The organism is Dyella sp. A6 (assembly GCF_036320485.1).
GTDB classification, from domain to species: domain Bacteria; phylum Pseudomonadota; class Gammaproteobacteria; order Xanthomonadales; family Rhodanobacteraceae; genus Rhodanobacter_A; species Rhodanobacter_A aluminiiresistens.
The window spans coordinates 2,425,517-2,446,574 of record NZ_CP132911.1; the positions used below are offsets into that span (position 1 = coordinate 2,425,517).

General features: G+C 68.3%; 14 protein-coding genes. 12 read left to right on the top strand and 2 right to left on the bottom strand.

What is annotated here, in order from left to right:
* Positions 1 to 268: 268 nt before the first annotated feature.
* Positions 269 to 3,931 carry a methylmalonyl-CoA mutase family protein gene (locus RA164_RS10855; RefSeq protein ID WP_329740868.1) on the bottom strand — a complete coding sequence of 1,221 codons (3,663 nt, stop codon included), beginning with the start codon at positions 3,929 to 3,931 and terminating at the stop codon, positions 269 to 271.
* 205 nt (positions 3,932 to 4,136) lie between these two features.
* On the opposite strand from RA164_RS10855, the gene RA164_RS10860 reads away from it, so the two are divergent.
* Positions 4,137 to 4,556 carry a hypothetical protein gene (locus RA164_RS10860; protein WP_329740869.1) on the top strand — a complete coding sequence of 140 codons (420 nt, stop codon included), beginning with the start codon at positions 4,137 to 4,139 and terminating at the stop codon, positions 4,554 to 4,556.
* A gap of 42 nt (positions 4,557 to 4,598) precedes the next feature.
* Here the strand turns inward: RA164_RS10860 and RA164_RS10865 are convergent, their stop codons facing one another.
* Complete coding sequence (locus tag RA164_RS10865; RefSeq protein WP_329740870.1) at positions 4,599 to 5,345, bottom strand: AraC family transcriptional regulator; 747 nt, start codon at positions 5,343 to 5,345, stop codon at positions 4,599 to 4,601.
* A gap of 180 nt (positions 5,346 to 5,525) precedes the next feature.
* On the opposite strand from RA164_RS10865, the gene RA164_RS10870 reads away from it, so the two are divergent.
* The 11 genes from RA164_RS10870 to RA164_RS10920 all read left to right on the top strand — a co-directional run bounded on the left by RA164_RS10870 (position 5,526) and on the right by RA164_RS10920 (position 20,904).
* On the top strand, positions 5,526 to 6,467 hold the full coding sequence (locus RA164_RS10870; RefSeq protein ID WP_329740871.1) for a 4-hydroxyproline epimerase: 942 nt from the start codon (positions 5,526 to 5,528) through the stop codon (positions 6,465 to 6,467).
* Complete coding sequence (locus RA164_RS10875) at positions 6,464 to 7,591, top strand: NAD(P)/FAD-dependent oxidoreductase (RefSeq protein WP_329740872.1); 1,128 nt, start codon at positions 6,464 to 6,466, stop codon at positions 7,589 to 7,591. Before RA164_RS10870 ends, RA164_RS10875 begins: the two co-directional genes overlap by 4 nt.
* Positions 7,588 to 7,830: a (2Fe-2S)-binding protein gene (locus tag RA164_RS10880; RefSeq protein ID WP_329740873.1), complete on the top strand. Its 243-nt coding sequence runs from the start codon at positions 7,588 to 7,590 to the stop codon at positions 7,828 to 7,830. Before RA164_RS10875 ends, RA164_RS10880 begins: the two co-directional genes overlap by 4 nt.
* Positions 7,823 to 9,121 carry an FAD/NAD(P)-binding oxidoreductase gene (locus tag RA164_RS10885; RefSeq protein ID WP_329740874.1) on the top strand — a complete coding sequence of 433 codons (1,299 nt, stop codon included), beginning with the start codon at positions 7,823 to 7,825 and terminating at the stop codon, positions 9,119 to 9,121. Before RA164_RS10880 ends, RA164_RS10885 begins: the two co-directional genes overlap by 8 nt.
* Positions 9,118 to 10,023, top strand: a complete 906-nt coding sequence (locus RA164_RS10890; protein ID WP_329740875.1) for a dihydrodipicolinate synthase family protein — start codon at positions 9,118 to 9,120, stop codon at positions 10,021 to 10,023. The genes RA164_RS10885 and RA164_RS10890 overlap by 4 nt, the downstream gene beginning before the upstream one ends.
* A gap of 2 nt (positions 10,024 to 10,025) precedes the next feature.
* Positions 10,026 to 11,618, top strand: coding sequence for an aldehyde dehydrogenase (NADP(+)) (locus RA164_RS10895; protein WP_329740876.1), 1,593 nt, complete (start codon positions 10,026 to 10,028; stop codon positions 11,616 to 11,618).
* Entirely contained in the window at positions 11,615 to 12,820 is a 1,206-nt protein-coding gene (locus tag RA164_RS10900; RefSeq protein WP_329740877.1) for a M24 family metallopeptidase, read from the top strand. The genes RA164_RS10895 and RA164_RS10900 overlap by 4 nt, the downstream gene beginning before the upstream one ends.
* Before the next feature lie 16 nt (positions 12,821 to 12,836).
* Entirely contained in the window at positions 12,837 to 14,609 is a 1,773-nt protein-coding gene (locus RA164_RS10905; protein ID WP_329740878.1) for a DUF885 domain-containing protein, read from the top strand.
* A 23-nt stretch (positions 14,610 to 14,632) separates the two neighbouring features.
* On the top strand, positions 14,633 to 16,201 hold the full coding sequence (locus RA164_RS10910) for an APC family permease (RefSeq protein WP_329740879.1): 1,569 nt from the start codon (positions 14,633 to 14,635) through the stop codon (positions 16,199 to 16,201).
* Between the two features lie 142 nt (positions 16,202 to 16,343).
* Positions 16,344 to 18,698 (top strand): Tat pathway signal protein, encoded by a 2,355-nt coding sequence (locus RA164_RS10915; protein WP_329740880.1) that lies wholly within the window; start codon positions 16,344 to 16,346, stop codon positions 18,696 to 18,698.
* Between the two features lie 418 nt (positions 18,699 to 19,116).
* Positions 19,117 to 20,904 (top strand): glycoside hydrolase family 127 protein, encoded by a 1,788-nt coding sequence (locus tag RA164_RS10920; RefSeq protein WP_329740881.1) that lies wholly within the window; start codon positions 19,117 to 19,119, stop codon positions 20,902 to 20,904.
* Positions 20,905 to 21,058: the final 154 nt, after the last annotated feature.

The window sequence follows — 21,058 nt, forward strand, 5'->3', positions numbered from 1 at the left end:
ATCTCCGCGCGAGGCGCGCCGTTCGTAGATTGAAGCAATGCCGCGCACTCCGCGCTTCTGACCAATTCACTTCTCACTCCCCCTGCTGCACCTGAGGGATTAGGCCCGATTCGTTGAGCACCTGCAAATCGCCGACACCCGGCCAAGGAAAAACGCTGGATCCCAGCTTTCGCTGGGATGACGGGCTTGAGGACCAACGCGAAGTTCGGCAGCTGCCAAAAAAAGGCCCGCCAAAGCGGGCCTTCCGACATGCGAAGCGACGGTCGCCTCACATATTCCGCCGATACTCCCCACCCACGTCATACAGCGCGTGGCTGATCTGCCCCAGGCTATGCGTCTTCACCGCCTCCATCAGCGCATTGAACACATTCCTGCGCTCCCGCGCCGTGTTCTGAAGATACCCCAGCCCGTGCCCGTCGTGCTTCGCGGCAACGGCGGTTTCGTCCTCGACCACATGGGTGAGGCCTGTCTCGCCCACCGGCGCCAGCGCGTTGCGGGCTTTCTGGAAGGCCTGCACGTTGGCGATCTGCTGGCCCTTCTCTTCTTCCGTTGAACGAATTAGTTCGATCTCGGTGGCGATCTCGCCGCCGTGGTCCTTCGGCAGGAAGGTGTTGACGCCGATCAGAGGCAGACTGCCGTCGTGCTTCTTCTGCTCGTAGTACATCGACTCTTCCTGGATCTTGCCGCGCTGGTACATGGTGTCCATGGCGCCGAGCACGCCGCCGCGCTCGCTGATCGCCTCGAACTCCTTGTAGACGGCCTCTTCCACCAGGTCGGTGAGGGTGTCGACGATGTAGCTGCCCTGCCAGGGGTTCTCGTTGAAGTTGAGACCCAGCTCCTTGTTGATGATCATCTGGATCGCCACGGCGCGGCGCACGCTTTCTTCCGTCGGCGTGGTAATGGCTTCGTCGTAGGCGTTGGTGTGCAGGCTGTTGCAGTTGTCGAACAGCGCATACAGCGCCTGCAGCGTGGTGCGGATGTCGTTGAACTGGATTTCCTGCGCGTGCAGCGAACGGCCGCTGGTCTGGATGTGGTACTTCATCATCTGGCTGCGCGGGCTGGCACCGTAGCGGTCGCGCATGGCGCGGGCCCAGATGCGGCGGGCGACGCGGCCGATCACGGTGTATTCCGGGTCCATGCCGTTGGAGAAGAAGAACGACAGGTTGGGCGCGAAGTCGTCGATGTTCATGCCGCGCGCCAGGTAGTACTCCACGATGGTGAAGCCGTTGCTGAGCGTGAAGGCGAGCTGGCTGATCGGGTTGGCCCCGGCTTCGGCGATGTGGTAGCCGGAGATGGACACTGAGTAGAAGTTGCGCACCTTGTGGTCGACGAAGTACTGCTGGATGTCGCCCATCATGCGCAGTGCGAATTCGGTGCTGAAGATGCAGGTGTTCTGCGCCTGGTCTTCCTTCAGGATGTCGGCCTGCACGGTGCCGCGCACGGTGCTGAGGGTGTGCGCCTTGATCTTCGCGTAGGTCTCGGCGTCCACCAACTGGTCGCCGGTGACGCCGAGCAGGCCCAGCCCCAGGCCTTCGTTGCCCTTGGGCAGCTCGCCGGAATAGCCCGGGCGCTGGCGACCGTCGAACATGGCGGCGATCTTCGCTTCCGCCTCGGCCCAGCGCGCGGGGTCTTCCTTCAGGTACTTCTCGACGTTCTGGTCGATCGCGGTGTTCATGAACATCGCGAGGATGATCGGCGCCGGACCGTTGATGGTCATCGACACCGAACTGGTGGGCGCGCTGAGGTCGAAGCCGGAGTACAGCTTCTTCATGTCGTCCAGGGTGGCGATGTTGACGCCGGAGTTGCCGATCTTGCCGTAGATGTCCGGGCGCGGCGCCGGGTCTTCGCCGTACAGGGTGACCGAGTCGAATGCGGTGGACAGGCGCGTGGCGGCGCCGCCCTGGCTCAGGTAATGGAAGCGGCGGTTGGTGCGCTCGGGCGTGCCCTCGCCCGCGAACATGCGGGTGGGGTCCTCGCCGGTGCGGCGGTACGGGTACACGCCACCGGTGTAGGGGTAGTGGCCCGGCAGGTTCTCGCGCATCAGGAAGCGCAGCTGGTCGGCCCAGCTTTCGGTGCGCGGCGGCGATACTTTGGGGATCTTCTGGTGGCTCAGCGATTCGCGGTAGTTCTCCACCCGGATCGTCTTGTCGCGCACCTTGTATTCGTTGACCTCGGCGGTGACCGACTCGCGCAGCGCAGGCCAGTCGCGCAGCAGGTGCACGGCCTCGCTGGAGAGTTCCTTCACGGCTTCATTGTAGCGCTGGCGAAGGGTCAGCAGGGAGCGGTCGACGACTGGCGCGGAGCCATGCTTGTGCTCGTCACCCCAGCGCATGCTGGGGTCCACTGACTTGGCATCTTGACCATCGGAAGGAAACTGGATCCCAGCCTTCGCCGGGATGACGGGCGCGGGGTTCGGGACGGACTGCAACGTCTGGCTGTCGTACAGGTCCAACGGACGCGGCAGCGCCGCGTCGTCCAGTTCCTTCAGCGCTTCGTAGTAGTGCTGTGCCTTGCCGGCGGCTTCGGCCATCTGCTCGATGCCGCTGTTGATGCCGCGGCCCTGTTCGGCAATCTCGGCCAGGTAGCGCACGCGGCTGCCGGGAATCAGCACGGTGGCGCGCGGTTCCTTCAGCGCGGTGTCGACCTGCGGCGTCCACTTGTCCGCCGGCAGTGCCAGCTTGTCGCGCATCAGCCGGCACAGGTTGGCGAACATCCAGGTGACGCCCGGGTCGTTGAACTGGCTGGCGATGGTGGGGTAGACCGGCACCTCGTCGTCGCTCATGGCGAAGGCATTGCGGTTGCGCTTCCACTGCTTGCGCACGTCGCGCAGCGCGTCTTCGGCGCCGCGCTTGTCGAACTTGTTCAGCACGACGAGCTCGGCGAAGTCGAGCATGTCGATCTTTTCAAGCTGGCTGGCCGCGCCGTAGTCGCTGGTCATCACGTAGCTGGCGAAGTCGACCAGGTCGACGATCTCCGAGTCGCTCTGGCCGATGCCGGCGGTCTCGACGATCACCAGGTCGTAGGCCTGCGCCTTGAGGAAGCCGATGCAGTCGTGCAGCACGTCGTTGGTGGCGGCGTTCTGGCGGCGCGTGGCCATGGAGCGCATGTAGACGCGGTGGCTGCGCAGCGCGTTCATGCGGATGCGGTCACCCAGCAGGGCACCGCCCGAACGGCGACGGGTGGGGTCGACCGCCAGCACCGCGATGCGCATGCCGGGGAAAGCCTGCAGGAAGCGCAGCAGCAGCTCGTCCACCACCGACGACTTGCCGGCGCCGCCGGTACCGGTCAGGCCCAGCACCGGGGTCTGCTTGCCGGCCAGCGCCCATTCCTTGCGCAGGTGCGCCAGCGAGGTCTCGTCGACATGGCCTTCCTCGATGGCGGTGAGCATGTGGCCCACGCCGATCTCGTCGGCGATGTCCACGCTGGCAGTCGGCGCGGCCTGCCCGGCTTCGCCTTCGGCGCGACGCTCGACGGCGGCGCGGGTGCGCACCATCACGTCCTCGATCATTTCGACCAGGCCCAGCTTCATGCCGTCGTTGGGGTGGTAGATGCGCTCGACGCCGTAGGCCTGCAGCTCGCGGATCTCTTCCGGCGTGATGGTGCCGCCACCGCCGCCGAACACGCGGATGTGCGCGGCGCCTTTTTCCTTGAGCATGTCCACCATGTACTTGAAGTACTCGACGTGGCCGCCCTGATAGGACGACAGCGCGATGGCGTCGGCGTCTTCCTGCAGCGCGGCGCGCACCACGTCTTCCACCGAGCGGTTGTGGCCCAGGTGGATCACCTCGGCGCCCTGGCTCTGGATGATGCGACGCATGATGTTGATCGCGGCGTCGTGGCCGTCGAACAGGCTGGCCGCGGTGACGAAGCGCAACGGATGGGTCTCGCGCCGGGGAGTGCTGGCGGGAACGTGCTGGGCGGGCGAGCTCATGGTGGGGACTCCGTAAACATCGTGGGGATAGCCCCGTGATTGTAACGGCGCGGCTGTTGCAGACTCTGATGCAGCGCGGCATACGCCGACGCATGCAACGCGGCGTTGGCGCCGTAAAAGACCCGCAAGCCAGCCGCGGCACCGCGCCGCCACAGGGTGCCATTCCTTCCCGCGCACCGCGACGCTGGCTGAACGGATCGCCGGCATGCCGGTCAACACGCGCGGCGGTGCCACGTTCTCCGCACTGCACGCCGCCATCGCGGCGATGAAAGGAGAACACACCATGATGATGCGCCTTCCCCGCAAGCTCGCCCTGATCGCCGGCCTCGCCATCGCCTTCGGCGGCATGGCCTACACCCAGCCCGCCGCCGCCCAGGTGCATGTCGGCGTGGGTATCGGCATTGGTATCGCGCCGCCACCGCCGCGCGTCGAGCGTCTGCCGCCGCCGCGTGCGGGTTTCGTCTGGGCGCCCGGCTACTGGCGCTGGAATGCCCGCTGGCACCGGCATGTGTGGGTCACTGGCCACTGGGTGCGCGTGCGCCGCGGCTACCACTACCGCCCGGCCCACTGGCAGCGCGGCCCGCGCGGGCAATGGCACTTCCGTCCCGGCCACTGGGTGCGCTGAACCGGCACGGGGTCCGCCACCAGGCGGCGGACCCCGTGACATTCAGCCCGTGGCGGCGAGCCCGATCCCGCTGTCCGCCGCCTGCGGCTGGCAGCCTTTCACCATGCTGCGGTAATCGCGCGGGGTCATGCCCACGGTCGCCTTGAACTGGCGGGCAAAGGCGCTCTGGTCGGCAAAGCCGCAGGCCAGGCCGACGCCGGCAATGCGCTCGTCGCCATGCAGCAGGCGCATCGCCTCCTCGATCCGCAGCTTGGTCAGCCACTGCTGCGGCGTCACCTGGAAGACCCGCCGGAAATGCCGCTCCAGCTGCGCCACCGAAAGGTTCGCCAGCTTGGCCATGGTGTGCACGCGCACCGGCTCGGCGTAATGCGTCTGCAGGTAGTCGAGCACCTGGCGCAGGCGGTCATAGGTGGGATGACGGCCATCCGGCTGCCCCAGGTCGCGCGAGATGCCGACCACGCCGCGCACCTGGTTGCGCTTCACCAGTGGCCGCTTGCAGGTCAGGCACCAGCCGGACGAGCGATTGGGAAAAATGTGGACTTCGAGCTGGTTGTCGATGGTTTCGCCGGCCAGCACGCGACGATCCTGCATGGTGTAGGAACCGCCCATGCTGGACGGAAACAGGGCATCGGCAGTGCTGCCTATGATCTGGTCGCGGCGCTTGAGCCCGAGCCGACGGATCAGGGTCTGGTTGGCATGCGTGTAACGCCCGCCGTCGTCCTTGACGAAGAAAACGACGTCCGGCAACGCGTCGAACAGGTGCTCCAGTTCATCGGCTGAAATTCTCATCGTCGCAGCCCCGTCACGGCTTGTGGTTGCAATGCAACAAATCGCTGTGAGTCGAACATAGCATGCAAATCAGTGCATTGCGCAAGACCCGGGCGGGCCATTTCGACTATGCCGAATTCCGCATCCAAGCCTCCCAACGTTTTCTATACTGGAACGACCCTGCGAGCCAGCATGGACGGCATGCAAACCATCTCCGTCATCGATTCGCACACAGCCGGCGAACCGACCCGCGTCGTCATCGGCGGGTTTCCCGACCTCGGCCCCGGCTCGCTGGCGCAGTGCCGGCAGGTTTTCCGCGAACGCCATGATGCATGGCGCAGCGCGATCGCCTGCGAACCGCGCGGCTCGGACACCATGGTCGGCGCGCTGTTGCTGCCGCCGCGCGACCCCGATGCCTGCGCCGGGGTGATCTACTTCAACAACGTGGGTTACCTGGGCATGTGCGGGCACGGCACCATGGGCGTGGTGCGCACGCTGGCGCACCTGGGCCGCATCGGCCCCGGCCGGCACCGGCTGGAGACCCCGGTGGGCACGGTCGGCGTCGAGCTGCATGACGACGGCCGCATCGTCATCGACAACGTGGAAAGCTACCGCCACCGGCAAGGTGTCACCGTCGAGGTGGCAGGCCACGGCCCGGTCACCGGCGACATCGCCTGGGGCGGCAACTGGTTCTTCATCATCTCGCAGGCGCCGGTACCGCTGACGCTGGCCAATGAACGCGAGCTGGCGGCCTACACCATGGCGATCCGCGAAGCGCTGGAGCGCGCCGGCATCACCGGTGCGGATGGCGCCGAGATCGATCACATCGAGGTCAACGGAGCGTCGCCCGAAAACCCGGCGGTGGCGCGCAACTATGTGCTGTGTCCGGGCATGGCCTACGACCGCTCGCCCTGCGGCACCGGCACCAGCGCCAAGCTGGCCTGCCTGGCCGCCGACGGCAAGCTGGCGCCGGGCCAGGTGTGGCGGCAGGAAGGCATTCTGGGCACCGTGTTCGAAGGCAGCTATCAGCCGGGCGAACGCGGCGTGCTGCCGCGCATTGGCGGCCATGCGTACATCACCGCGCAGGCGCAGCTGCTGATCGACGACGCCGACCCGTTCGCCTGGGGCATCCGCGCCGGATGACGACCCATGGCGCCAGCTACGACCTGATCGTGGTCGGTGCCGGCATCGTCGGCTGCGCCTGTGCCGAGGCCGCCTCGGCCGAGGGCCTGCGCGTGGCGGTGGTGGAACCGGCGGCGATCGGCGGCGGCGCCACCGCGGCGGCGATGGGCCACCTGGTGGCGATGGACGACGACCCCGCCGAGCTGGCACTGACCAGGTATTCGCTGCGTTTCTGGGACGCCTATGCCAATCTGCCGGCCGCCGAGTTCAGCCGCTGCGGCACCTTGTGGGTGGCCAGCAACGACGACGAATGCGCAGCCATCGCCGGCCGCATCCAGCGACTGGCCGCCGCTGGCGTCCATGCCGAGCAACTGGACAGCAAGGCACTGCACGAAGCCGAACCCGAACTCGTTCCCGGCCTGGCCGGCGGCATGCTGGTACCGGCCGAGGGCGTGGTCTATCCGCCGCGCATGGCACTGCACCTGCTGGGCAGCGCGCAGGCACGCGGCACCCGGCTGTATGCCGGCCGCCGCGTGGTCGCCCTGCACGACGACGGCGCGACGCTCGACAACGGCGACCGCCTGCACGGCCCGGTGCTGGTGGCGGCAGGCTGCGCCACCCCGACCCTGCTGCCGCAGTTGCCCGTGCGCGGCCGCAAGGGGCATCTGGTGATCACCGACCGCTACCCCGGCCTGGTGCGACACCAGGTGCTGGAGCTTGGCTATGCCGCCAGCGCGCATGGCAGCGACCGCAGCAGCGTTGCCTTCAACGTGCAGCCGCGACCGACCGGGCAGATCCTGATCGGCTCCTCGCGCGAGTTCGACGCCACCGACGACAGCGTTTCGCGGCCGTTGCTGCGTCGCATGCTGGCCCGCGCCTTCCATTTCATGCCCGCGCTGGGCGAGCTGCAGGCGGTGCGCGTGTGGACCGGATTCCGCCCGACCAGTCCCGATGGTCGTCCCTACCTGGGTGCCGTCGACGACCGCGACCGATGCTGGGTCGCGACCGGCCACGAGGGTCACGGCGTCACCACCGCGCTGGGCAGCGCGCGCCTGCTGGTCGACCTGATGCTGGGGCGCACGCCGGCGATCGACCCGACCCCCTACGCCCCCTCGCGGGTGATGGCGCAACAGGTGACCGCATGAAGCCGGTCGTGCTGTACGTCAACGGCCAACCGTTGCAAGTCGCGGCGGGCATCAGCGTGGCCGCCGCGGTGGCCCACATGCAGCTGGCCCTGCGTCGCTCGTGCAGCGGCCAGCCGCGCGCACCGCTGTGCGGCATGGGGATCTGTTTCGAATGCCGCGTCAGTATCGACGGTGTGGCCCAGCAGCGCTCCTGCCAGGTGCTGGTGCGCGACGGCATGCAGGTCCGGACCGATGTCTGAGCCGCGACACTACGACGTGCTGGTGGTGGGTGCCGGCCCGGCCGGGCTGAGTGCCGCCCGGACTGCCGCCGGACACGGTGCCCGGGTCGGCCTGGTGGACCTGCAGCCGCGCGCGGGCGGCCAGGTGTGGCGGCACGACGTGGCGCATGGCGCACCGCGTGCCGCGCGCCAGGCCATCGACCAGCTCAGTGCCGCGGGCGTGGAACTGCTGACCGGCACCCAGGTGGTCGATGCGGAAGCCGGCTGCCTGCGGCTGGAACGCGGCGACACCACTTTCGACGCCAGCTACTGCGACCTGATCCTGGCCACCGGTGCGCGCGAACTGCTGCTGCCGTTCCCCGGCTGGACCCTGCCCGGCGTCACTGCCGCCGGCGGCCTGCAGGCACTGGCCAAACAGGGCTTTCCGGTAAGCGGCCGGCGCGTACTGATCGCCGGCAGCGGCCCGCTGCTGCTGGCGGCGGCGGCCACCCTGCGCCGGCATGGCGCGCAGCTGCTGGGCATCGTCGAACAGGCGCCACGCGCGCAGGTGATGCGCCTTGCCCGCCAGCTCTGGCGCTGGCCCGCGCGGGCCATGCAGGCATTGCAACTGCAGCTGCAGCTGGCCGACGTGCCGCGCTACTACGACAGTTGCGTCACCGCGGCGCAGGGCCACGGCATGCTGGAAAGCGTGGAACTGCAGGACGCCGCCGGCACCACCCGGCAGCTGGCCTGCGACCTGCTCGGCGTCGGCTTCGGCCTGCTGCCCAACGTGGAACTGGCCGCCCTGCTCGGCTGTGCGCTGGACCCCGATGGCGCGCATCAGCGGGTACGCGTGGACGCCATGCAGCGCACCAGCACCGCACACATCTATGCCGTGGGCGAAGCATGCGGCATTGGCGGCCTGCACAGCGCCCGGCTGGAAGGCGCGATCGCTGCCCACACCGCCTGTGGCCACGCCACCAGGGCACAGGCCCTGCTCGAACAACGCGATCGCGCACGCCGCTTCGCCGTCGAACTGACCCGCAGCTTCGCGCTGCAACCGCGCGTGCGCCAGCTGGCCCGGCCGGACACCCTGGTGTGCCGCTGCGAGGATGTGCCGCTGGGCGCGCTCGACGGTTTCGGCGACGCGCGCGCCGCGAAACTGGCCACGCGCTGCGGCATGGGCGCCTGCCAGGGTCGCATCTGCGGCGCGGCGCTGGCCGAACTCGGCCACTTTCCCCGCGGCCACGGCCGCCCCCCTGTTTTCCCCGCACGGCTGGCAACGCTGGCCGCCGTTTCTGGATCCTGCGAACACCACGGAGCCTGTTCATGAGCAATGCCACTTTCTGGCGCGGTGTCATCCCCGCCATCACCACGCCCTTCACCGCCGATGACGCGATCGACCACGAGTTCCTCGGCCGCCACGCCAACTGGATGGTGGACGCCGGCTGCACCGGCATCGTGCCGCTGGGTTCGCTGGGCGAAGCCGCCACGCTCGACTTCGACGACAAGGTCGCGATCCTGCGCACCCTGGTCAAGGCGCTCGACGGCCGCGTGCCGGTGATCCCCGGCATCGCCGCGCTGTCCACCCGCGAAGCGGTGCGCCTGGCCAAGGCCGCCGCCGAGATCGGTTGCGGCGGCCTGATGGTGCTGCCGCCGTACGTGTATTCCACCGACTGGCGCGAGATGAGCGCACACGTGCGCGCCATCATCGAGGCGACCGACCTGCCGTGCATGCTGTACAACAATCCGGTGGCCTACCGCACCGACTTCCAGCCCGAGCAGATCGCCGAGCTGGCCGCCGCCTACCCGCAGCTGCAGGCGGTCAAGGAATCGTCCGGCGACGTGCGTCGCTTCGCTGGCATCCGCGCGCTGCTGGGCGATCGCCTCGACCTGCTGGTCGGCATGGATGACGCCATCGTGGAAGGTGCCGCGATGGGCGCTACTGGCTGGATCGCCGGCCTGGTCAACGCTTTCCCCAAGGAGTCCGTGGCGCTGTACCAGCTCGCCACCGGCAACGGTGCCGATGCCGCCATGCCGCTGTACAGCTGGTTCCTGCCGTTGCTGCGGCTGGACACCGTGCCCACCTTCGTGCAGCTGATCAAGCTGGTGCAGGCCCAGGTCGGCATGGGCAGCGAACAGGTACGCGCGCCGCGCCTGCCGGTTGCGGGCGCCGAGCGTGACGCCGCGCTGCGCGTCATCGAACACGCCCTCAGCAACCGCCCGGAGGTCTGAGCATGTCCAGCATGGCTCCTGTCCTGATTGCCGGCAGCTGGCGCCAGGCCAGCGATGCCACCGGCCACTTCAACGCCGAGAACCCGACCACCGGCGCCGCCATCGCCGGAGACTTCCCGGTCTCCGGCGCGGCCGACCTGGAGGCTGCGCTGAGTGCCGCCGTCGACGTCGCCGCCGAACTCGCGGCGACGCCGCCGGAACGCATCGCCGCGTTTCTCGAGGCCTATGCCGATGGCATCGACGCGGCTGCCGATGAACTGATCGAACTGGCCCACGCGGAAACCGCACTGCCGCGCGAGCCGCGTCTGGCCAAGGCGGAACTGCCGCGTACCAGCGGCCAGCTGCGCCAGGCCGCCGCGGCGGTGCGCGGCTACCGCTGGACACAGCCGGTGATCGACACCGCCGCCGGCCTGCGCTCGCACCTGGCACCGCTGCACAAGCCGGTGCTGGTGTTCGGGCCGAACAATTTTCCGTACGCCTTCAATGCCATCGCCGGCAGCGATTTCGCCTCGGCCATCGCCGCCCGCAACCCGGTCATCGCCAAGGCACATCCCTCGCATCCGCACACCAGCCGGCGACTCGCCGAGATCGCCCACGCCGCGCTGCTCGCCACCGGCCTGCCGCCGGCCGCGGTGCAGATGCTGTATCACTTCGACAACGAGCCCGGCCTGCGCCTGTGCGGCGACAGCCGTCTTGGCGCGATCGGCTTCACCGGCAGCCGTGCCGGCGGACTGGCGATCAAGGCCGCCGCCGACCGCGCGGGCATTCCGGTCTATGTCGAGCTGTCCAGCGTGAACCCGGTGTTCATGCTGCCCGGCATCCTGGCCGAACAGGGCGAGGCTCTGGCCGGCGAGTTCTTCGCCTCCTGCACCATGGGCAGCGGCCAGTTCTGCACCAACCCGGGCGTGGTGACCGTGCCGACCGGCGCGGACGGCGACGCCTTTGTCGAAGCGGCACGCCAGCGCTTCGCCGCCGCCTCGCCGTCGGTGGTGTTCTCGCGCGGGGTGCTCGATCACCTGGCCAGCAACGTGGACGTGCTGCGCGCCGCGGGCGCGGACTGCCTGGCCGGCGGTGCGCGCGGCAACGGTCCCGGCTACGACTACCAGCCGACCCTGCTCAGCGTCGACGCGGCAACCTTCCTGCGCAACCCGGCCGCCCTGCAAACCGAGGCCTTCGGCCCGACCAGCCTGCTGGTGCGCGCCGCCGACATCGACACCATGGTGGCGCTGGCCGCTGCCTTCGAGGGCAACCTCACCGGCACGCTGTACCGCGCCGCCGACGGTCGTGACGACGCGGCCTGGCAGCGCGTGGCAGCGGCGCTGCGGCCGCGTGTCGGGCGCCTGATCGCCAACCGGATGCCGACCGGCGTCGCGGTCAGTCCGGCGATGAACCACGGTGGCCCCTACCCCAGCACCGGTCACCCTGGCTTCACCGCGGTCGGCATGCCCGCGGCGATCCGTCGCTTCGCCGCCCTGCACAGCTACGACCATGTGCCCGACCCGCTGCTGCCGGCCGAGCTGCGCGACCGCAACCCCGGCGGTGTGCCGCGTCTGGTCGACGGGCACTGGAGCGACGCCGACCTGGAGACGGCATGAGCGGACAGATCGGCGGACTGGACCCGGCACGCGCACTGGACGGCCTGGCGGCCTGGGCGACGCCGGCGGCACCGATCGATGCCGACGAATACGGCCGCCGCCATGAGCAGGCCCGCCGCCTGCTGCGCGAACACGGCGCCGATGCCCTGCTGCTGACGGCCGGCACGTCGCTGCGCTACTTCAGCGGCATCGGCTGGGGTGCCAGCGAGCGGCTGGTGGCGCTGCTGCTGCCGCTGCACGGCGAGCCGGTGGCGATCTGCCCGGCCTTCGAAACCGGCTCGCTGTCGCACGCACTGAAGGTGCCGGCCGCGCTGCATACGTGGGAAGAACACGAGGACCCGCAGCAGCTGGTCGCCGCCGCGCTGCGTGCAGGCGGCGGCAGCACGCTGGCGCTGGACCCGCAGGCGCCGTATGGCGTGGCCAGCCGCCTGCGTGAGGCGCTGGACGGAGGCCGGCTGATCGATGCCACCCCGATCATCGACGGCTGCCGGCGCTGCAAGTCGGCCGCCGAACTGGCGTTGATGGAACAGGCCACCGCAATGACCCTGGAGGTGCACCGGCGTGCCGCGGCGATGCTGCACGAAGGCATCGGCACCGACACCGTGGTGCGCTTCATCGACGCCGCGCACCGCGCGCTGGGCGCCGACAACGGTTCGACCTTCTGCATCGTGCAGTTCGGCGAGGCCACCGCCTACCCGCATGGCATTCCCGGCGTACAGCACCTGCGCGAAAACCAGCTGGTGCTGATCGACACCGGCTGCACCGTGCAGGGCTATCACTCGGACATCACCCGCAGCTACGTGTTCGGCCGCGCGGAGGCGGAGCAGCAACGCATCTGGGATCTGGAACAGGCCGCGCAGCGCGCCGCGTTCGAGGCGGTACGCCCCGGAGTGAGCTGCGAGAGCATCGACCACGCCGCGCGCAAGGTGCTGGAAGCGGCCGGACTCGGACCCGACTATCGCCTGCCCGGGCTGCCGCACCGCACCGGCCACGGCTGCGGCATGGCCATCCACGAAGCGCCCTACCTGGTACGCGGCGACACCACCGCGCTGCAGCCGGGCATGTGCTTCAGCGACGAGCCGATGATTGTGGTGCCGGGCCGCTTCGGCATCCGCCTCGAGGACCACTTCCACGTCACCGACGACGGCGCGGCCTGGTTCACCCAGCCCTCGCCCGCCATCGACCAACCCTTCGCCAGCTGACTCCGAGAAGACTGCCATGCCCATGCTGATGCTCAGCCTTGCCTGCGCCGCCGGCCTCGCCGCTGCCACACCCGCCCATGCGCTGCCATCGCCGGATGCCAGCTTCAAGGCGCTGTACACGCGCGAGTGGAACTGGCGCCAGGCGCAGTTCGCCGACGACGAGGATTCCAGCTCGGACGAACCCGCCGCCCACCTGCCGCATGTCGACGCCGCCACCCAGGCCAGCCGGCAGGCGTACTGGCAGCAGGTGATGGACCAGCTGAAGGCGATTCCGCGCGACAAGCTGAGCCCGGCCGACCAGGTCAACTACGACGTCTACACCTACCAGATCCGCACCCTGCTGACCGACCAGAAGTACCGCACCTGGGAAATGCCCTTCAACAGCGACACCGCGTTCTGGAGCGACCTCGGCTTCACCGCGCGCAGCCATATCCGCGATGCGCAGGGCTATCGCAACTACCTCAGCCAGCTCAGCGAGATTCCGCGCTACTTCGGCGAGCAGATCGACAACATGCGGATGGGCCTGGCGCGCGGCTTCAGCCAGCCCAGGGTGATCCTGCAGGGTCGCAACGACTACATTGCCGGCATCGCCGATGCCACGGGCGAGAGCAACCTGTTCTACACCCCGTTCCGCAAGATGCCCGACAGCATCCCGGCCAGCGAGCAGGCCGCACTGCGGGCACAGGCGCTGAAGGAGATCGAGGCCGACGTGATCCCGGCCTACACCCGCCTGCTGCACTTCATGCGCGACGTGTACGCGAAGCAGGCACGCGATTCGATCGATGCCTATGCGCTGCCCGACGGCAAGGCCTTCTACCAGTCGCAGATCTACGAATACACCACGCTGGACATGACCCCGCAGCAGATCCACGCGCTGGGACTGAAGGAAATGGCGCGCATCCACCAGGAGATGCTCGACACCATCAAGCAGACCGGCTTCAAGGGCAGCTTCGCGCAGTTCCTGCACTTCCTGCGCACCGACCCGCGCTTCTATGCCAGGACGCCGAAGGAGCTGCTGATGGACGCGGCGTGGATCGCCAAGGAAGTCGATGGCGTGGTCGGCCAGTACATCGGCCACCTGCCGCGCGAGCGCTTCGCGATCAAGCCGGTGCCGGCGGACCTGGCACCGTTCTACACCGGCGGCCGCGGCGGCCCCGGCATCTACCTGGTCAACACCTACGACCTGCCCGCGCGGCCGCTGTACTCGCTGCCGGCGCTGACCCTGCACGAGTCCTCGCCGGGACATGCGCTGCAGATGCCGCTGGCGGCCGAGTTCACCTGGCTGCCCGACTTCCGCCGCTACAGCTACATCTCCGCCTACGGCGAGGGCTGGGCGCTGTACTGCGAATATCTCGGCCAGGAGATGGGCATCTATAAGACGCCCTACCAGCGCTTCGGCTATCTCAGCTACCAGGCCTGGCGCGCGGCACGGCTGGTGGTGGACACCGGCATCCACGCCATGGGCTGGACCCGCAAGCAGGCACAGGACTACATGCGCGAGAACACCGCGCTGGCCGATCACGAAATCGAGACCGAGGTCGACCGCTACATTGCGTGGCCCGCGCAGGCGCTGTCCTATTACCTGGGCGAAATGGCGATACGCGACGATCGTGCCAAAGCCGAAAAGGCACTGGGCGCGAAGTTCGACATCCGCAACTTCCACGACGCGGTGCTCTCCACCGGCTCGGTGCCGCTGCCGGTGCTGAACGCGCGGATCGACCGTTTCATCGCCGATGGCGGCAAGTCGCCCTACGCCGACGACAGCCACTGCAACTGCGCCACCCACTGACCAGACCGGAGCGGAGCCCGACGATGCCAGCGAAAGGATCCTTCCACCGCGAGCTCGGCCTGACCGACCTCACCTTCATCGGCCTGGGCGCCATCTTCGGCTCCGGCTGGCTGTTCTCGGCCAGCCACGTGGCGGCCATCGCCGGCCCCGCCGGCATGCTGTCGTGGCTGGTCGGCGGCGGCGCCGTGCTGCTGCTGGGCCTGGTCTACTGCGAACTGGGCGCGGCGCTGCCGCGTGCCGGCGGCGTGGTGCGCTACCCGGAGTACTCGCACGGGGTGCTGCTGGGCTCGCTGATGGCCTTCGTCACCCTGATCGCCTTTTCCAGCCTGATCGCGATCGAGACCGTGGCATGCCGGCAGTATGCCGCCGCGTGGTTTCCCGCCCTGAGCCGCGACGCGGCCGGCGATCCCACCGTGCTGGGCTGGCTGGTGCAGCTGGCCCTGCTGGCGCTGTTCTTCGGCCTGAACTACTTCAGCGTCAAGACGTTCGCCAAGGCCAACAACCTGGTCAGCGTGTTCAAGTTCGTGGTGCCGCTGCTGGTGATCGTGGTGCTGCTACTGCACTTTCATCCGCAGAACATGCACGCGCACGGGTTCGCGCCGCACGGCTTCGCCGGGGTGGAAGGTGCGGTGTCGGCCGGCGGCGTGATCTTCGCCTATCTGGGGCTGACCCCGATCGTCTCGGTGGCCAGCGAGGTACGCGAACCGCAGCGCACCATCCCGATCGCGCTGATCCTGTCGGTGCTGCTTTCCACCGCGATCTACCTGCTGCTGCAACTGGCTTTCCTGGGCAGTATTCCGGCGCCGCTGCTGGCGCATGGCTGGGGTGACATCGGCACCCTGTTCTCGCTGCCCTATCACGACATCGCGCTGGCCCTGGGGATCGGCTGGCTGGCCGTACTGGTGGTGTGCGACGCTGTGATCTCGCCCAGCGGCACCGGCAACATCTACATGAACGCGACGCCGCGGGTGGTCTATGCATGGGCACGCAGCGGCGCGTTCTTCCCGTACTTCGCGCGAATCGATGCCGGCTCGGGCATCCCGCGCCCGGCGCTGTGGCTGAGCTTCGCGCTGTCGGTGTTCTGGACCCTGCCGTTCCCGTCGTGGCAGGCGATGATCAACGTGGTGTCGGCGGCGCTGGTGCTGAGCTATGCGATCGCACCGATCACCGTCGCCGCACTGCGCCGCAACGCACCCACGCTGGAGCGGCCGTTCCGGGTCCGCGGCATCAGCGTACTCGGACCACTGTCGTTCATCATCGCGACGCTGATCGTGTACTGGTCGAACTGGCAGACCGTGTCGTGGCTGCTCGGCCTGCAGATCGCCCTGTTCGCGGTGTATGCGCTGTACCGCCTGCCCTCCGCCGAAGGCCGCGCCCGGCTGCGCGACGAAGCCGCCGGCAGCTGGTGGCTGGTGGTGTACTACGCCCTGCTCATCGCGCTGTCCTGGCTCGGCACCTTCGGCGGCCGCGGCAGTCTGGCGCAGCCCTGGGATTCGCTGGCCGCGGCGCTGGTCGGCCTGGTCATCTACCACTGGGGGGCACGCAGCGGCCTGCCCGCCCACCGGCTGGACCTGGGCTCCGACAACGACTGACCACCCGACTCTGACCCGGCGCCAAAGTCGCCGGGCATGCGCGCCCCCGGTCCGCCATCGAGCGGCAGGCCGGGCTTCCGCCGGGCGCGACAGACCTGTCCGACAGGCGGGCGATGGCGGATCGTCCGCAGGAGTTTGAAGCATGGACCGTCGCCGCTTTCTGCAAGGCATGGCCACCACCGCAGCCGTCGGTCTGGCGGCCGGGCGCCCCGGCCGGGCCGGCACCCCCGACGCAACGGCCACGCGTGCCGCGCCACCGCCGATACGCATTCCCAGCGCGCAGGCGCAGCTCGCCGGGAAGCAGGCGATCGCACGCTTCAGTCAGTCCGGGCAGGACTGGCAGGTGCTGGAAGACTTCAGCCATCCCGACGGCGCGCTGGCCCTGGTCTGCGGCGACCAGGCCTGCGTGCTGGCCAAGCGCACCGAAGCGGCCTACAGCGAGGCATCCACGCCGTACTTCGGCATGCGCCAGGCCGATATCGCCCTGGCCGGTGCCGACCTGCTGGCCGACCACCTGCTGAGCCACGGCGAGCCCGACGAGGCGCAGGTACGCCTGGCTGCACCACCGGTGGCCTCGCAGCTCAACCCGGCGGACTACTACGGACGCCTGCCGTGGACCAGTTTCGTCGGCACCCGCCAGTGCTCCGACACGATGCCGGTGTATACCGCCGGCAGCACGCGTACCTACCACGCCGAGCAGGTGTTCGCCGAACTGCACGACGCGGAAAAAGTGGCGCGTCGGCGCGAAGGCCTGCTCGGCGGCTGGCTGCCCGCGGTACACAAGGTGGTGCCGCTGGACGACGGTCGCTGGTACGACGTACTGGTCTTCGCCGACGTCGATGCCGACGACCGTTTCGTGGTGCAGACCTGGCATCGCACCGCTCTGGTCGAACACGGCCGGATCAGCCGTGTCGTCTACGGCCACAGTTACCCCAGCTACCCGCCGCGCCGCGAACCGCCGGCGGCCGCCGACTTCTATGCCGCGCTGCTGCGCTTCCACGATGCCTGGCAGGCCGAACTGGCCGGCGCGGCGGCGACCTCGCTGCCCGTGGCCGGCTGGGACGACATGCCGCGCTTCGCCTTCGCACGCGAGCTGGTGGTGCGTCCTGGCGGCAGCTACCCGAAGTACGGCGCCGTGGACCGCGACTACTACGGCAACGAGTACGACGGCTTCCAGGACACCTTCACCAGCTCGCTGTACGCCAACCTGGAATGGGGCCGCTTCGAGCAGGCGGCGGCGGTCCTCGACGAATACTTCACCGACTTCGTCTACGCCGACGGCCTGATCAACATGCGTGGCCCGGAAACCGGCCAGTACGGCCTGACCCTGTCGCTGCTGGCGCGCTACCTGCACTACACCGGCGACCGCGCGCTGCTGCTGAAGCACCGCGAAAAGATCCAGGCCACCGCCACGTTGCTGGTGCAGCTGCACGACGAAAGCCTGAAGCTGCCCGATACCGCGCCGGGCCATGGCCTGATCCACGGCTGGAACGAATCCGATTCCTGCCTGTTCCCCGACCCCAGCCTGTGGTGGAAGCCGTACTACGCCAACAGTGCGATGGCGGCCCGCGGACTGGCCGACCTGGCCGCCGTATGGCCGTCGCTGCAACCCGGTGCTGGCGCACAGGCCGCCGACTGGCAACGCCGCGCGAGGATGCTTCGCACGCAGACGGAGCACACGCTGCGCGCCAATGTCCGCCATGATCTGAGCCCGCCGTATGTCGGCCCACTGCCCGGGGTGAGCTTGACCTTCCGAGAGTCGCTGGCCCACGAACATCCCAGCGAACAGCAGTGGCCGCACCGCGCGTACGCCGAACTGCTGCAGGCCGACGTGCTGCCGGACGAACTGGCCAACCTGGTGATCGACTGCATGCGCGGCCATGGCGCGACCAGCATCGGGGTGGTCGCCAACATCGGCCCGGTCGATCCGCATGCGCGCGACATCCTGGGTTTCATCTCCTACGGCTATGCGCAGCAGTTGCTGCGGCTGGACCGCATCGACGAGTACCTGCTGTTCCTCTACGCGCACCGCCACCATGTGCACACGCCGGGCGGCTGGACCGCGGGCGAGGTGACCGGACTGGATGGCAGCATGCCGCTGTTCTGCATGCCCGCGCAGATGACCATTCCACTGCTGCTGCGCTGGATGCTGGTCAGCGAGGACAGCGCGGGCGACACGCTGTACCTGGGCCGTGCGATACCGCACGCCTGGCTGCACAGCGGCACGTCCATCGCCTGCAGCGCATTGCCCACGCGCTGGGGCAAGACCGGGTTCGCTCTGCAACTGCAGGCCGACCGGCACCATCTGCACGGACATGTGGACATGCCACCGGACGCACCCGACAACGCCTGGCTCAGCCTGCGCCTGCCACCGGGCCGGCAATGGCGCGAAGTGCGTGCCGACGGACGCGTGCTCGAAGCACATCCACGCGGCGACCGCTTCAGGTTGCCGCGACATGCCACCGGACGACTGACGATCGAGGCCGCCCTGGCCTGACCATCCCTGCCCCCAGATGCCGGATATTCACCCCAACAGGTGACGATAAACATAACCAAATAGACGTCTAGACACCTATTACATGGACACATCGACGACTATGCCGTATTCCGCATCCAACACCGGCAAATGACACAAGACGTATCGAGCATGTAACGGCAGGATGAAAGCATGGGGTCACACCCGTTCCATACGCCAGTGGTGACGTCACCACGTGTCCCACGGCCATCCAACATGTTGGGGGAGCAACATGCACGATGCGGAAAACCATCGCAGGCGATTCATCAAGGGCACGGCCACTGTGCTGGCTTCTGCGTTTGCGGTGCCTGCTGCGCGTGCATTCGTTCCCGACACGGCAGGCACCAGCGCGACCTCCACGAATGATGCCGTAGCCTCGCGAGAGCAACCGGTGAAGCGCATGCACGGTTTCAGCCTGAACCAGGTGCGCCTTCTCGACAGCGAGTTCGCCACCCAGGCCGAAATCAACCGTCGCTACCTGCACAGCCTGCCGGTTGACCGTCTCGCCCACAACTTCCGTCTCCAGGCAGGCTTGCCCAGCCAGGCCAGGCCGCTGGGTGGCTGGGAAAAGCCCGACTGCGAACTACGCGGCCATTTCAGCGGCGGCCACTACCTTTCCGCGGTGGCACTGGCCTATGCCAGCCATGGCGACACCGTACTGAAGGAACGCGGCGATGCACTGGTAGCCATCCTCGCTGCCTGCCAGCAGCCGAACGGCTATTTGAGCGCCTTCCCGGAAAGTTTCTTCGACCGTCTCAGCCGCGGCCAGAAAGTCTGGGCGCCGTTCTACACCATCCACAAGATCCAGGCCGGCATGCTCGATATGTACCAGCATGCCGGCAACGCACAGGCGTTGAAGGTAGCCACCGGTATCGGTGACTGGTTGGTGCACTGGCTCAACGGGTTTTCCGATACCGAGATGGCGCATATCGAGAAGACCGAGTTCGGCGGCATCAACGAGTCGATGTACAACCTGTACGCGATCACCGGCAACGGTCGCCACCTTGAAGCCGCGCACCGCTTCGACCAGGCATCGCTGCTCGATCCGCTGGCGGCCCATCGCGACGAACTGAAGGGACTGCACAGCAACACGCAAGTGCCCAAGATCATCGGCGCCGCCCGCCGCTACGAGCTGACCGGCGAGCCACGCTACCGGCGGATCAGCGAGTTTTTCTGGGAAACGGTGACCGGCGAACGCACCTATGCCACCGGCGGCTCCAGCAACGACGAGTTCTGGAAGACCGGCCCGGGCGACCTGAAAGGCCAGCTGGGCCTCTACGCCGCCGAGAGCTGCGTGGCCTACAACCTGCTCAAGCTGACCCGTCACGTATACGAATGGAACGGCGATCCGCGCGCCTTCGACTACTACGAGCGCACGCTCTACAACGCGCGCCTGGGCACCCAGGACGAGAACGGCATGAAGCTGTACTACTACCCGCTGCAGGCCGGCGCCAACAAGTACTACAACACGCCATTCGATTCGTTCTGGTGCTGCACCGGCACCGGCGTGGAAGAGTTCGCCCGCTTCAACGAAAACATCTATTTCCGCGAAGGCACGGACCTCTACGTTAACCTGTTCATCCCCTCGGAACTCGACTGGCCGGAACAACAGCTCAAGCTGCGCCAGGAAACCGGTTTTCCGCGTGAGCCGCGGACCCGGTTCGTGCTCGCGCTGGGCAAGCCCATCACGATGGCGCTGAACCTGCGCATTCCCGAGTGGATCGGTCCCGACGCCGCCGTGCGGGTGAATGGCGAGACGCTGGATGTCTTCGCTTCGCCCGGCAGCTACCTCACCCTGCGCCGCGAGTGGCGCGACGGCGACCGCATAGAGCTGGACTTGCCGATGACCCTGCGCAACCAGCCACTGCCCGGCGACGACAGCCTGCGCGCGGTGCGCTACGGACCGCTGGTGCTGGCCGCACAACTGGGCGGCAAGGGACTGACCCATGCCATGCAGTACGCGGGCATGTGGGCGGCGCCGGACCCTGAACCCAAACCGCAACCGGCGCCGCGCGTGGCGATGACCTCGCCGCGGCAGATGGACTGGCTCAAAGCCGCCGACACGCCACTGAGCTTCACCGCCAGCACCCTCCACGGCGAGCTGCCGGTGGTGCCGGTCAACCAGATCAAGCACCAGCGCTACGCCGTGTACTGGCAGACCGAAATGGCTGCCGCCGGCGAAAGCTGAACCCGCGAGCGCGTCACGCGCGCTCAAAACACCTGCGGCAAGGCCCGTTACGGGTCTTGCCGGGGGACGACGGCACCGGGCCCGGTGCGCCGCGCTTGCGCGAACGATGTCCCTCAAAGAGCTATCTGCGGCGTCTCCCCGCAGCTTTCGCGTG

What these genes read in the sequence shown, in the direction of transcription:
- RA164_RS10855 (WP_329740868.1), bottom strand. Translation starts at nt 3,931, where the DNA reads ATGAGCTCGCCCGCCCAGCACGTTCCCGCCAGCACTCCCCGGCGCGAG.
- RA164_RS10860 (WP_329740869.1), top strand. Translation starts at nt 4,137, where the DNA reads ATGCCGGTCAACACGCGCGGCGGTGCCACGTTCTCCGCACTGCACGCC.
- RA164_RS10865 (WP_329740870.1), bottom strand. Translation starts at nt 5,345, where the DNA reads ATGAGAATTTCAGCCGATGAACTGGAGCACCTGTTCGACGCGTTGCCG.
- RA164_RS10870 (WP_329740871.1), top strand. Translation starts at nt 5,526, where the DNA reads ATGCAAACCATCTCCGTCATCGATTCGCACACAGCCGGCGAACCGACC.
- RA164_RS10875 (WP_329740872.1), top strand. Translation starts at nt 6,464, where the DNA reads ATGACGACCCATGGCGCCAGCTACGACCTGATCGTGGTCGGTGCCGGC.
- RA164_RS10880 (WP_329740873.1), top strand. Translation starts at nt 7,588, where the DNA reads ATGAAGCCGGTCGTGCTGTACGTCAACGGCCAACCGTTGCAAGTCGCG.
- RA164_RS10885 (WP_329740874.1), top strand. Translation starts at nt 7,823, where the DNA reads ATGTCTGAGCCGCGACACTACGACGTGCTGGTGGTGGGTGCCGGCCCG.
- RA164_RS10890 (WP_329740875.1), top strand. Translation starts at nt 9,118, where the DNA reads ATGAGCAATGCCACTTTCTGGCGCGGTGTCATCCCCGCCATCACCACG.
- RA164_RS10895 (WP_329740876.1), top strand. Translation starts at nt 10,026, where the DNA reads ATGTCCAGCATGGCTCCTGTCCTGATTGCCGGCAGCTGGCGCCAGGCC.
- RA164_RS10900 (WP_329740877.1), top strand. Translation starts at nt 11,615, where the DNA reads ATGAGCGGACAGATCGGCGGACTGGACCCGGCACGCGCACTGGACGGC.
- RA164_RS10905 (WP_329740878.1), top strand. Translation starts at nt 12,837, where the DNA reads ATGCCCATGCTGATGCTCAGCCTTGCCTGCGCCGCCGGCCTCGCCGCT.
- RA164_RS10910 (WP_329740879.1), top strand. Translation starts at nt 14,633, where the DNA reads ATGCCAGCGAAAGGATCCTTCCACCGCGAGCTCGGCCTGACCGACCTC.
- RA164_RS10915 (WP_329740880.1), top strand. Translation starts at nt 16,344, where the DNA reads ATGGACCGTCGCCGCTTTCTGCAAGGCATGGCCACCACCGCAGCCGTC.
- RA164_RS10920 (WP_329740881.1), top strand. Translation starts at nt 19,117, where the DNA reads ATGCACGGTTTCAGCCTGAACCAGGTGCGCCTTCTCGACAGCGAGTTC.